Below are 13,567 nucleotides of genomic sequence, written 5' to 3'. Positions count from 1 at the left end.
AGGTTATCCCCCTTGAAGTGATATAAGAAAAGTACGAATCTCATAAGGTGAGATTTCTAGCGATAATGGAGTATGATGAATTTCTCCAATCGGTTGTTCCATCAGATTACATTCTTGCCAGCTATCGATAAGAAGATCACTCGTAATATGAAGAGGGGAACGAATACCACCGTATTCATGAATACGAAGCACAATTAGATTGTGATCTTCTGCTTTTTTGACTGCATCCACCATAACGTGGGAAGCGGATAAAGTGAACATCGAGAACGATGAACGATCTGTATTGAATACTTGAGCTTTGCCTAAAGCGATCTGGCAAGGTTGATTTAACGCCCAAGCTTCTTGAACAGTATGACCGGTTAACCAATCTCCAGCATGAGGATACAGTGAATACGTAAATTCATGTTGTCCATAATCTGCATGAGGATCAGGATAGATGGCTGATTTTAGTAATGATAGACGCATCACATTGTCTTTAATATCATAGCCATACTTACAATCATTCAGCAGACTCACTCCATAATTGCGCTCTGATAAGTCTACCCATTGATGACCTACACTTTCGAATCGTGCCCAATCCCAACTGGTATTCCAGTGTGTCGGACGTTTTACATTACCGAATTGGATATCATAAGTTGCTTCTGTAGATCGAATTTGTACAGGAAATGCAACTTTGAGTAATTTTTGACGTTCTTTCCAATCGACATGTGTCTGGAAATCGATCCGGCGACTGCGAGCATATACGGTTAATTGTTGCGTAATCACTGTCTCATCATACTGCCAGACAAATTCAACAGTGGTCTGTAATAGACCTGTGCTTAACAGACGTACCGAGATGAGATGATTGATTTCTTCCATTTTTTCTTGATAAAAGATATCGATATCCCAGGAGTCAAAGTTCATAGGCTTATCTTCAAATAATTGAAATACATTACCACGAGCATCAGGAGCAAGCACCTGACGTACATTTTCCAAGTCCATAATACTTATCAGTTGTCCTTGTTCATTCCATTTTAATTCATAATAAGGAGTGACCAATGTACCTTCTTCATATAAGAAAGGAATAGAATCTACCATACCGTTATCGTCGGAAGTAGCTATAGTCTTGTAATGAATTGTACTTACACCGAGTGCAGGAATAGTCGATGTCTGTACAATCCAGTGATCATCGGTACGTTGTGCTTGTAGTAGATGTTGTTGATCGTCTGTCCAGATATAATCTTCTGTTCCACATAAAGCAAATGGAATATGAACAGCAGGGGAGACTGCCCAAGAAGAACTGTTAAATACAGTGATACTATGATCGTCGGTTGTTGTTAATGTGGTGGAAGCAGCTGACCAAGCTTGTTGACCGATCTGTAACGCTTCGGCATATTCTTTGGTACTATCTTCATACACTTCTGCAATTGAAGATCCAGGAATAATATCATGGAATTGATTGCGTAAAATAATTTTCCAACCTTCATTGATTGACTGTTGAGCGTACATCGACCAGTCTGTAGCAAGTACACTACTGAACGTTTGTAGCCATTCTGTTTCCCGATATAATAACTCTAATTTACGATTCATTTTTTTGTTATAGGCTTGACTGGTATAGGTTCCCCGGTGATATTCAAGATACAGCTCACCATCCCATGTATGCACATAACGATCGGTATGATCAAATGTTGTATTTAACTGTTCAAAATAATCATCAGCACGCCCGGTAGTGACTTGAGGTACACCCGGTATACGATCCAACTGACGACGAAGTTCTAACATTTCACGTGTAACCCCACCGCCGCCATCACCATAGCCATACGATAATAGAAGGTTCTGATTCACTTCTTTATCCTGATAACTATTCCAGATGCCTTGAACAGTCTGAGCTTCGATCAATCCGTTATAAGTGTAAAAGAAAGAATTGCCATCTTCCCAATCATCCGGTGTGGTTATAAAGTGAGTTAACACTTCTGATCCATCAATCCCACGCCATTGAAAAGTATCATGAGGCATCCGATTGACTTGATTCCAACTGATTTTGGTTGTCATAAATGTATCAAAACCTGATTTTTTCAAAATCTGCGGTAACACCCAGCTATAACCAAATACATCGGGTAACCATAGATAACTGCTGGATACGCCAAATTCTTGTTCAAAAAAGCGAGTCCCGAATAAAAATTGCCGTACTAGCGATTCGCCAGAGGTTAGATTACAATCCGCTTCTACCCACATCCCACCGCCAGCTTCCCAGCGACCTTCACTAATTCTTTCTTTGATCTTCTCATAAATATCTGGATAATCTTGCTTGATATACTCATACAGTTGCGGTTGAGTCTGAAGAAAAATATAATCAGGATCATGTTCCATTAAACGAAGTACGGTCGAAAAGGAACGAGCCGCTTTTTCGCGGGTATGCTTTAAGCGCCATAACCATGCTACATCAATATGGGTATGCCCAAGAGCTGTAACAGTCACCGGATGATTCTGCTTCATCGTGGTCAATTGTTGATCTAATTGATCGGCAGCGATATAAACCGATTCATAGAAAGAATCTGAGCCGGGCTTCGACCAGTTGATATGGTGAAAAGCTTTATCCAGACATTGAATCAATGCGGAACGCTCATATACTGTGGCTGATAAGATCGTAATCGTCTGTAATATCGCTTTGGCTGTATAAAAAAAGGTATCGACTTGGCGATCTAACCATGCGATCTGTGATTGCTTTATCTGATGATTCATTTCGCGCGGAGGGCCACCACCTTCAAGCCCTGACCATAAACGAAAATCCAGTCGTGCTTCACCAGAGTAACCTACCGGTAAAATCATCTCGATATGATTGCTATCTACACCTTGATAAGGTTGATGATTCCAATAGGCTAACGATTCAAATCCACCATTGTTACCGCCTTCTGTAATACCGAAGTCAAATAATCCGACCACTGTTCGATGACACCATTCTACAGGAACGTTAACAGAGGCAGAGAGCCATAGATAACGGTCTCTGCCTTTCCAAAAATCACCTGTTCTTATGCTTGTATTTTGATGGTTTAACGTTGCTGTTGGAGGACGCATACCATTTTCACCTATAATATCTTCGATGGCGATATACTCGGGCACTTCAAAAGCATCCCGATAACGAAGTGGTTCTAGTTGCTGTAGACGTTTTTTTAATTTATCTTCTGTGAAAAACATAGTGTGCCTCCCTTGATCAGACAATAACTTCCCAATCGTCTGCAATATGTCCAGCTTGTCTGGCGATAAAATCTTCTACGCCTGCTTGATCAGGTATACCGGTATTGCCACCATAAGCCGATACAGAAAGTGCTCCACAAGCGTTGCCATATTGTAGACATTCTCCTCTATCATGCCCTGTCAATACGCCATACATATACCCTGCATTAAAACTATCGCCAGCACCTGTCGTATCTACGGCTGTAATCGTATATGCAGAGCGGTAGACCATATGATGCTGCTGAACAGAAACTGCTCCGCGTGAGCCCATTTTAACAACTAAATGTTTCGCATGTTGCGACATTTTGTTAATCGATTCACGAATCTCGGTACAGCCTGTGTAATGTAATGCTTCAAGTTCATTAAGAAAGAAAATATCGACTTCTTTCATAATTTCAAAAATACCGCTATACCATTCACCACTATCATCCCAACCGACATCGAATGAAATCGTAGCACCAAACGATTTGATTTTTTTGATCATTTGTAGATAAGCATCATGATTACGACTACCTTGATAGCCAGTTAAATGAACATGGCGACCGTATCGCATACTGTTTTCGTTCAAGTCTTCCATACGCACTTCAGAATTAGAGCCCATATAAGTGATAAATGAACGATCATGTTCAGGATTGATCGCAATCGAAATGCCTGTATTATTTTCTTCACTCTGACGAATATAAGAAGTATCAATATTCAATTCACTGAATTCATCCAAAATAAAACGACCGTAGTAATCACTGCCCAGAACCCCGTTAAAAGCAACTTTAAGCCCCATTTTGGCAAGTGCCATCGAGAATAGAGCAGCACCTCCACCAATATGAATAAGCATATTTTTTACAAACACTTCTTGCCCTGGAAGAGGTAGCTGATCACTTCCTGCGACGATCAGATCGATATTAGCATCACCGATAGAGACAACATCGTATTGTTTTTCGTTCAATGATAATCCCTCATTTATTTAAGGACATAGCGCATCCCGATTTTTGTACTTTATTTCTGTAGGGTGATCGTCCAGCAGTGGAGATCGTGGAATTATCCTTTGACCGATCCGACCATAATACCCTGTACAAAATACTTCTGAATAAACGGATAAACTGTAGCAATCGGCACGACTGAAATAATAACCATCGCCATTTTCATCGATTCGGTCGTTACCGAGTTGCCCGCGCTCATCATCGCATTCATCGATAAGTTTTTGCGCATCGCTTCGGCTGCGGTTAACATCTGTTGCAATATAGTCTGTAAAGGTCTTAATTTCTCATCAGTGACATAAAAGGCACCTGAGAACCAGTCATTCCAGTGCATAACACCATTAAACAAACAGATAACGGATAATACCGGCATACTGAGCGGAATATAAATGCGGAATAACACCTGAAAATCATGAGCACCATCGATCTTAGCCGATTCTTCCATACTTTGATCTATCGATTGGAAAAAAGTACGAACTAGAATCAGATTCCATGCGCTATACAAGGTAGGGATAATGTATACCCAGATCGTATTGTTCAAGTGGAACATTTTCAAAACCATAAAGTAAGGAATAATCCCACCATTGAACAACATCGTGAACACGATAAATATACTGGCAATGCCTACACCGGGTAAATTTTTATTTTTGAGTGCAAAGGCTGCCATAGAAGTAAGTAATACACTTAGAAATGTTCCTAAAATCGTACGAAATAAAGTCACTTCCATACCTTGTAGTACCGCTGGATTTTTGAACACTTCTACATAGTTAGATACCGAGAAAACACGAGGCCAAAAAGCAATCCCACCGAGTGAAGCATCTTTACCATCATTCAAAGAAAGCGCCAGAATATTGACTAGTGGCATAAGAATGACCAGACACAAAACCACCAGTAACATATAGTTGATTGCAATAGCTATGCGCTCATTGAGCGGTGCTTTGCCTACTGCTTTATCCATCTGCATAACCTCCGCAGTTTTAATTTGATAGGGGATGGTTACACATCCCCTAAGCAGTTCAGTGGTGGATCACGATTAGATCACAGCATATATTTTTAGAAAAATGCATCAATATAGAATACAACTGAAGAAGGATCGGCATTGTATTTATCTTGTAAATATTTCTCGTATTGCTCGACACCTGCATCTTTTAACTGTTGACGATAATCGTTTAACATTTGCGTAGCTTCTGTCATATCTTTAGCAAAAAATGCTTGGACTAACACATCTTTATAGGAATCGAGTACAGGTTTGAGCGATGCTTCAATATCAGGAACTTCGGCTAAATAAGAAGCGGCTGTGTAACCATCCCAGTATTTATATTTTGGATTACCATAATTCATCAATTCAAAATACAGTTTGTACCGTTCTGGCTGGGAGTTCGCACTACGAATCAATTCACCAAAGTCTTTGTTGTTATTGACATCAGTTTTGCCAAGTAAGCTACCCCAGAAGTAAGGAATGGTATTGCGTTCTTCGCCTGGATTATTTTTCATTACATCCAGTACTTTATCAGTGTAGATATATTGTCCTTTATCATTGATTTTGTAATCTTCGCCTTCGATCCCATAGTTCCAAAGCGCTTTTCCTTCTTTACTTGCAAGGTAATCCATATATTGAATAATTTGCTCTGGATTTTTGGTAGTAGAAGGAATGGCTACCACTTGACTACCGGATTTTTCTTTTTCATAAATGTCTGTTTCGCCTTTGTGATTTTCCATCTGATCCATCGGCAAATATTTGGTTTTCTCGAACATTGTCAATGAATCTGGAGCGATATTCATATACGAAGAAATAGCATAAGAGCCGTTATTGTATGCTTCTTCAGCACGTACACCATCCATATTAAAAGCTTCTTTATCCAGTAGACCGTCTTTCAACAGCTTTTGTACAAATTCGATACTTTTAAGTGCATAATCAGTTTCAGCTACATGTTTGACTTGTCCATTTTCAATATCGAACTGTGTACCATTACCGAAGTCGAAGTTTTTAAATAAAGTGCTGGTCACCTGACCGCCCCATTTACGTGGGCCAATAACAGTGATTGGTTTACCATTGTTATCTTTGAAATTTCCAGCTTTGATTTTGAGTGCTAGATTGTATAGATCATCTTGTGTTTTGATTTTGGAAGGATCGACATTTAATGCCTTGGCGATATCTGCACGAATCCATAGTCCTGCACGATAGTGAAGACGATCTTCATCGGTTGTATTTTTGGCAGGAATATTCATATGAATAAAGTACACTTTGCCGCCAAATTCAGGACGGAACATAACATTTTCTTTGGTATCACGAGGTAAGAATTCAGGATCAAGATAGTTTTTGAGTACTTTGGTATTTTTGAGGTAAGGGCTCAAATCAGTGAATAGACCTTCACGAGCACCTTTGAGAAGTACATTCATTTCCGGGCGCCCCCCATGATCGAGATACGCTTCGATCACATCGGGCAAATCTCCTGTTGCTAGAGCTACTGTTAACTCTTGTAGTCCATCAGCCGCACCGCTAGATTGCCAGTTGATCGTCATGCCTGTTTTTTCTTTGATTTTGAGTGCAATCGGATTTCCGACTTGATCATCTGGTAACTGTGCACCATCGCCTTCAAGGAAAATACGTCCTGTTAAATCACGATTAGCGATAAATCCATCTTCACCGCTTTTGCGACCGTCAGCGGCAACGTCACTTGTTGCTTCACTACCACTGCTGTCTGAAGAACAAGCAGATAACAATACAACCATAAACAATAAAAGGCAAAGCGTAAGTGAAGTGTGGCGTTTAATAGTTTTCACAAAAATCACTCCAAATGGTTTATTGGACTACCAGAGACTTGCTTCATTTTTGCTAAAGCGCTTGACTAGATAATTGGTTACAATAACGAGGATTAAACCCACCAGACCTTGTAACAAACCGACAGCTGCACCATATCCATATTGTCCTTGCATCATACCTACTCGCAATACATACGTATCCAGAATATCGGAGTAATCAGAGTTACCTGCAGTACGAAGTAAATAGTTCTGTTCATACCCTGTAGTTAACAGACTACCAATATCCAAAATAAACAAAATCGCGATAGTAGGACGGATCGAAGGCAATGTAATATGCCAGATTTTGCGCCACTTGCTTGCGCCATCCATTTCAGCGGCTTCGTATAAAGTAGGATCTATTCCTGCCATCGAAGCCAGATAAATGATCGAACCCCAACCGATATTTTTCCAGAGATAAGTGAGAAACATAATCAGATAGAAGTACTTGCCATCCATCATGTAAAAAATACTACCGTCGCCACCGAGAGCAGCCATAAATTGATTGAAAATACCATCATCAGGAGCAAGGATTTTATTGGTAAAAGCGGCAACAACAACCCATGAGAGGAAGTAAGGGAGATAGGAGATCGTTTGGGTTATCGATTTAAATCGTTTGGATCGAACTTCATTTAACATTAATGCTAGTAAGATAGGGAAAGGGAAGTACACAATAATTTTGAGAAAACCTACAATAAACGTATTCAAAATCAATTGAGTAGCATCAGGATAAGAGAAAAATAATTTGAAGTAGCGAAGTCCTACCCAAGGACCTCCGAACATCCCGGCATTGAATCGGAATTCTTTAAATGCCATGACCAGCCCTGCCATAGGAAGGTAGGAGAAGATGACGAAAAAGATAAGACATGGTAGCAACATCAGGTACAGATAACGATTCACAACAATCGTTTTCCATAACCCTGATGAAGATGCTTTTTTGCTTTTCGTTGATTTTTTGGGAACAGAATCAAGTTCGGCTTGCATAGCACTACTCCTTTCATACTGGCGAATACACATAAATAGAGAAATGATGCGGGTAGCTTACAGAGTGGTGATTAACTGACGTAAGTAATGTAGACTGGATTCTAGGCTGTCCATTGGTGATCCCGAACAATAATCTTGTTCAACAGCGTACCATTCTACACCATGTTGTTCGCCCCAGCGTAAGATAGGGGTAAAGTCGATAACACCACTACCCACTTCTGCAAAATAGTGACGATCATCATCTGTCATATCTTTAAAGTGTAAAATAGGCATTCGGTGAGCATACGATTCAATAATACGTAGCGGATCAAGATTCGCTTTTTTGACCCAATACGTATCGATCTCAGCATATACAGGTGTTGCTTCATCGTATTCAAGCAAATATTGAAGTGCATATTTGCCTTCCATCATCGTATGAAATTCCCAATCATGATTATGAAATCCAACACGATAACCTTGAGGGGAAACGATAGCAGATACTTTGCGTAGCTCCTGTCGTACATACAGATAACCTTGTTCATTTTTGTGTTCATCCGGTAAAGAGTGGCAGATCATATCCGGTGTCTCAAAAAGATCAGCTTCGATAATGACTTGATCGAGATCGTGTTTCATTCGTTCTAAACCTACATGCATTCCAGCAGTACGAAGTCCAATTTCTTTCATTACTGCTGCGATTTCAGCAGGATCATTACCATGCAATCCATCAATCTGTACCGCTGTCCAGCCCATTTTGCGAAGTTCTTTTAGCGTATATATAAAGTCTTGTTTGAGTTCGTTGCGTACCGTAAACAATTGAGCTGCTAATTTATCTTGAATCATCATCGTTCATCCCTTTCCAAATTGAGCCATTGTAGATCAGATTCATGAATATCGAGCGACAATACCGCAAACGATTGAGCCAATTCTTCGGAAGAGCGAGGGCCAATAATAGCTGCTGTAGGGAATGGACGATGAAGTACAAAATAAAGAGCGATCTGTGTAGGAGTTACTTTTTTCTCATCTGCCAGTATGACAGCACGGCGATAACGTTCCCAGTTCGGTTCGCTATAATACACACGCACCATTTCTTCATTCGAACGATCTTCAGGGGCAAAAGCACCGGAGAAAAATCCACCCGCTTGTGCTGACCAAGAAAGTAGCGGAAGCTGGTTGTTATGATGCCATTGAACAGTGTGTTCATCTGCGGATACACAACCAGGCCAGCGCGCTTCCAAAGCAACAGCAAGTGAAAGATTAGGGCTATTAAAAGTAAATCCTTTTAATCCGTGTTGCTCTGCATAATCATTAGCTTGTTGTATCCGTTGATAACTCCAGTTAGAAGCACCAAATGTACGAATAAGACCATTCGAGACATGTTCATTGAGTGTATCGATAATCGGTTCAACAGCAACAGACTCATCATCTCGATGTAGAGCATAAAGGTCGATATAATCTGTTCCTAATCGTTCCAGACTGATAAGTAGATCATGAGTAATCGCTTCGGGATGTACTCGTGGTGCGGTTTCACCTTTGAGAGGATGAGCACATTTACTAAGTAATACAAGTTGCTCGCGATTGTGTTGTTCTTTCATCCATTGCCCAATAATGACCTCACTATTGGTGTATTGATAAGCCATATCGATAGTTGTTCCACCAGCAGCTACAAATTCATCCAATATCCATGTACCATTCATTTTGGATAAATCCCCTGTGCCTATAATGAGCGGTGAGACGGAGATGTTATCAACAATTATCTTTTTCAACTGTATTCCCCCTTTTATGGAATCGATACCATACAGATGTATAAGCTATGTTATAAGATTAAGCAGGTGAAAAAATAAGTAAAGTAACATCAATTTCTATAATATGGTATCGATTCCATAAAGATCAAAAAATGTGATATCTGTTATCTGGAATCGATACCACATTATGAGCTTGTTACTCCATCTGGTGTAGATAGAATGTAAGATACCATATACAACAAAACGATAAGTGAAAGTAATAAGATGACGTTGTGAGTTATAAATAAGATAAGGATAAACAAATGTGTGAGGTAAAGTAACTTGTGAAGTATTCTTAGGAGCGTTTTTTTAAAGAAAATGTTTTGATATGAGACATTATATTACGTAACTTTTATAAATAACAAGTATAAATTTGAAATAAGTTTAATTTATTTTTTTACAACTATCTCTGATTACCAGTTGATGTTGCAAAACGATATCTGTTTTTTGTTGTGTTTTGGGACGAGTAATTAACTTGTGTAGACTTTCTAAAGAAATTTGACCCATTTCATAGATCGGTTGTTGCATAGAGGTGATAGCCGGGCGAACAATATTAGTAATTGTACTACCATCAAAGCCAATAATCGAAATATCATCAGGAACTTTAAGACCTTGATCCAGTGCACAATTCAAAGCACCAACTGCCATATCATCACTAGCTGCAAATACAACGGTTGGACGATTAGGAAGATGAAGCAATTCTTTCATCAACGCTTGTCCACTAGGAAGCTTATAATCACCAAATTTAATATAATCAGGATTAATCGCTATCTTATGCTTAATTAACGCATCACGAAATCCGTTATATCGACTTTGGCCAGAAGTAATATCTTGTAGATCGCCACCCAGATAAGAAATAGCAGTATGACCTGCATCGATCAAATATTCAGTAGCATCAAAAGCCGCCTGATAATCATCTATCAATACTGACATAAACGTAGGGTCAGGCGATTTTACACTGGAAAACAAAATCGGCATTGTTGCATTTTGGATAAACGATACAATATCATCATTTGTTTTTTCATGCATAATAATAATGCCTTCGACTCTCATTTCCTGAAAAATATACAGGTATTTGAGTTCTTTACTCAAGTTCTCAGCAATATTGCAGACGATCAGGTTATAGCCGTATTTACTTGCATTTTCTTCAATACTACTTAGAATCGTAGAGTAGAAGTTAGACGTTAAATCAGGCACAATCACGCCTATCGTATTGGTTTTCTGTTTTTTGAGACTACGAGCAATATGACTAGGAGAGTATTTGAGTTCTTCAATCGCTTCATTCACTCGTGCTAGTATATCTTCGCTAACATATTTCTCACCATTCAACACTCTAGATACACTGGTGACGGATACGCCGGCTCTTTTTGCAACATCTTTAATTTTGACAGTCATATAGCCAACTCCCTCAACTGGAAAAAAAGTAAGAGTGTTTGTATCAAAAATTACAATCGCTCTTTACCATATATTGACGAATCACTTCATATTCGTCAATCATTCCATGACATTCGTTAGCTAAAGTACGACCGATTATTTCAACTTACAGTCGTTAAATGGTAAACTATATCTGTAAGTAAGCGCTATCATATCATGGAATTTTGCAGATTGCTAGAGGGAGGAAAAAATTTTATGTCGAATCATGTTGAAATCCCAGCAACGATGAAAGCAGCAGTAATGACAGAGCCCGGTCAGATCATTATCAAAGATATTCCTGTTCCTACACCGCAAGCTAATGAGGTATTAATTCAAGTGATTGCTGTAGGAGTATGCGGATCAGATGTACACTATTATGAGCATGGACGTATAGGTCCATACGTAGTAGAAAAGCCAATTATTTTGGGACATGAATGTGCTGGAATTGTAGTCAGTGTAGGTGAACAAGTATCACGTTTTAACGTCGGAGATCGGGTAGCAATTGAACCGGGAGTCACTTGTGGACATTGCGAATATTGCAAAGAGGGACGATATAATTTATGCCCGGACGTGCAATTTCTGGCGACACCTCCTGTAGATGGAGCATTTGTACAATATATCATTATGCGTCAGGACTTTGTTTTTCCTATTCCAGAGCACCTTTCTTTTGAAGAAGCCGCTATGAATGAACCATTTTCGGTAGGAATTCATGCAGCTAGAAGATGTCATCTACAACCTGGTTCAACGATAGCGATTATGGGAATGGGGCCGGTTGGATTGATGGCTGTCGCTGCTGCCAAATGTTTTGGGGCTACACGTATTATCGTCACTGATCTAGAACCTATCCGTTTAGAAGCCGCTCGCAAAATGGGTGCAACTGAAGTCATAAATGTTAAAGAAGAAGATCCTGTAGCGAAAATAAAAGAGTTAACTCATGGTAGAGGTGTAGACGTTGCATGGGAAACGGCTGGTAATCCCAAAGCTTTGCAAAGTGCATTATCTTCTATTAGACGTGGCGGTAAATTAGTAATCGTCGGGTTGCCTCCTCAAGATCAAATTCCTGTTAATGTACCTGCAATTGCAGATAATGAGATCGATATTTATGGCGTATTTCGCTATGCCAATACATACCCGATGGGAATCGAATTTCTCTCGTCTGGTAAAGTAGATGCGAACCTGATTATTACAGATAAATATCCATTATCTCGCACACAAGAAGCGATGGAACGAGCCATTCATCACAAAAATGAAAGTCTTAAAATTATTGTTTATCCAAATGAGTGAATAATATAAATTATATAATGTATACATTTTAAAAATCTGTAGTGCCTATAGGTGCTACAGATTTTTTTATGTACAGAAATACTTTCTTATTGTTATGAATAAAATAGATAGAATTGCATCGTTTTTGACGTATATTTGTTATAATTTAAACTATAATGACAATCTATAGTTTAAAGTCATAGAAAGGCTGTTTAGCATGGCAAAATACCCGCAATGGTCTTATTCTCAATCTCGAGCAAATATGTTCGATGAATGTTTACGCAAATATTATTTTCATTACTATGCTGCACATAATGGGTGGAGTGAAAAGTTAGGCTCAGACGAGCAAATACACGCTTACCGTTTAAAGCAGTTACGTAATTTTTATTTATTGTTTGGTGATCTCGCTCACCGGATGTGTGAATCTGCGCTTCGGCAATGGGAAGAATCTCAAACAGCTCCAAGACAAGCCTTTTTGTTAGAACAAATGCGCAAATTACTTAATGAAGCGTATATTCAATCTCAAGATGTAGAAGCCTGGATCAACAATCCCAAATACCATACGATGCTTTCTGAAATATATTATGGTGATGATACGCTAAACAGCCGAATTGCTACGATTAAGCAACGGCAAGAAGAGTGTATACGGCATTTGTATGACACGCTCACATGGAAAGAAGTGACCCGGCGTGATATGAAGATTTTGGAAATCGAAAAATGGGATACGATGATATTGTTTGATACAAAAGTCTATGTAAAAATGGATTTATTGTACCGCAAACCAGATGGTACAGTTGTGATTGTAGATTGGAAAACAGGACGTGAAGATGATTTCTCGGATCAGTTGTACTTATATGCCTCATATGTACAAGAAAAATATAATATGCCGCTTGATAAAATCCAGATTCGTGTTGAATATCTGGTAACAGGCGAACATAAAGAGTACCGCATCACGACAGAAGATATCGGTAAAGTGGAACAAAGTATCGGTCGATATATTGAAGAAATGAAGTCGTGTTTAGATGATGATTACTACAATCGTCCCAAACCAGAATCCTTTTTTACTCCGATGCCTTCACAACGTAAATGCAAAGACTGCAATTTTCGCGAGATTTGCGAATTTAGAGCAGTATGAATTGATAAATGATTAAAGGAGGATGG

10 protein-coding genes are annotated in these 13,567 nt (G+C 39.2%); 2 read left to right on the top strand and 8 right to left on the bottom strand.

From position 1 onward, the window contains the following. Nucleotides 1-3 precede the first annotated feature (3 nt). From PQ460_RS19125 to PQ460_RS19090, 8 genes are all read right to left on the bottom strand, one after another. Nucleotides 4-3,174, bottom strand: a complete 3,171-nt coding sequence (locus PQ460_RS19125; RefSeq protein ID WP_274170790.1) for an alpha-mannosidase — start codon at nt 3,172-3,174, stop codon at nt 4-6. A 16-nt stretch (nt 3,175-3,190) separates the two neighbouring features. Then, nucleotides 3,191-4,156: a carbohydrate kinase family protein gene (locus PQ460_RS19120; protein ID WP_274170789.1), complete on the bottom strand. Its 966-nt coding sequence runs from the start codon at nt 4,154-4,156 to the stop codon at nt 3,191-3,193. A gap of 92 nt (nt 4,157-4,248) precedes the next feature. Next, on the bottom strand, nt 4,249-5,145 hold the full coding sequence (locus PQ460_RS19115; RefSeq protein ID WP_273615103.1) for a carbohydrate ABC transporter permease: 897 nt from the start codon (nt 5,143-5,145) through the stop codon (nt 4,249-4,251). Between the two features lie 95 nt (nt 5,146-5,240). After that, nucleotides 5,241-6,971 (bottom strand): extracellular solute-binding protein, encoded by a 1,731-nt coding sequence (locus tag PQ460_RS19110; protein ID WP_274170788.1) that lies wholly within the window; start codon nt 6,969-6,971, stop codon nt 5,241-5,243. A gap of 27 nt (nt 6,972-6,998) precedes the next feature. Further along, nucleotides 6,999-7,970, bottom strand: coding sequence for an ABC transporter permease (locus tag PQ460_RS19105; RefSeq protein ID WP_274170787.1), 972 nt, complete (start codon nt 7,968-7,970; stop codon nt 6,999-7,001). A 57-nt stretch (nt 7,971-8,027) separates the two neighbouring features. Beyond that, a complete protein-coding gene (locus PQ460_RS19100) occupies nt 8,028-8,789 on the bottom strand; it encodes a sugar phosphate isomerase/epimerase family protein (protein WP_274170786.1) in 762 nt (253 codons plus the stop codon). After that, a complete protein-coding gene (locus PQ460_RS19095) occupies nt 8,789-9,712 on the bottom strand; it encodes an aldo/keto reductase (protein ID WP_274170785.1) in 924 nt (307 codons plus the stop codon). Before PQ460_RS19095 ends, PQ460_RS19100 begins: the two co-directional genes overlap by 1 nt. Nucleotides 9,713-10,114: 402 nt before the next feature. Beyond that, the gene (locus PQ460_RS19090) at nt 10,115-11,125 is read right to left on the bottom strand and encodes a LacI family DNA-binding transcriptional regulator (RefSeq protein ID WP_274170784.1); all 1,011 of its coding nucleotides are present in this window, start codon (nt 11,123-11,125) and stop codon (nt 10,115-10,117) included. A 234-nt stretch (nt 11,126-11,359) separates the two neighbouring features. Here PQ460_RS19090 and PQ460_RS19085 point away from each other — a divergent pair, with 234 nt between their 5' ends. Both PQ460_RS19085 and PQ460_RS19080 read left to right on the top strand, forming a co-directional pair. Then, nucleotides 11,360-12,427, top strand: a complete 1,068-nt coding sequence (locus PQ460_RS19085) for an NAD(P)-dependent alcohol dehydrogenase (protein WP_274170783.1) — start codon at nt 11,360-11,362, stop codon at nt 12,425-12,427. Between the two features lie 196 nt (nt 12,428-12,623). Beyond that, on the top strand, nt 12,624-13,541 hold the full coding sequence (locus tag PQ460_RS19080; RefSeq protein ID WP_273615112.1) for a PD-(D/E)XK nuclease family protein: 918 nt from the start codon (nt 12,624-12,626) through the stop codon (nt 13,539-13,541). The last annotated feature ends 26 nt before the right edge of the window (nt 13,542-13,567 follow it).

The organism is Paenibacillus sp. KACC 21273 (assembly GCF_028736095.1).
Lineage (GTDB): Bacteria > Bacillota > Bacilli > Paenibacillales > Paenibacillaceae > Saccharibacillus > Saccharibacillus kyungheensis.
The sequence above is the reverse complement of the archived record's forward strand: the minus strand, read 5'-3'. Positions and strand labels throughout refer to the sequence as shown.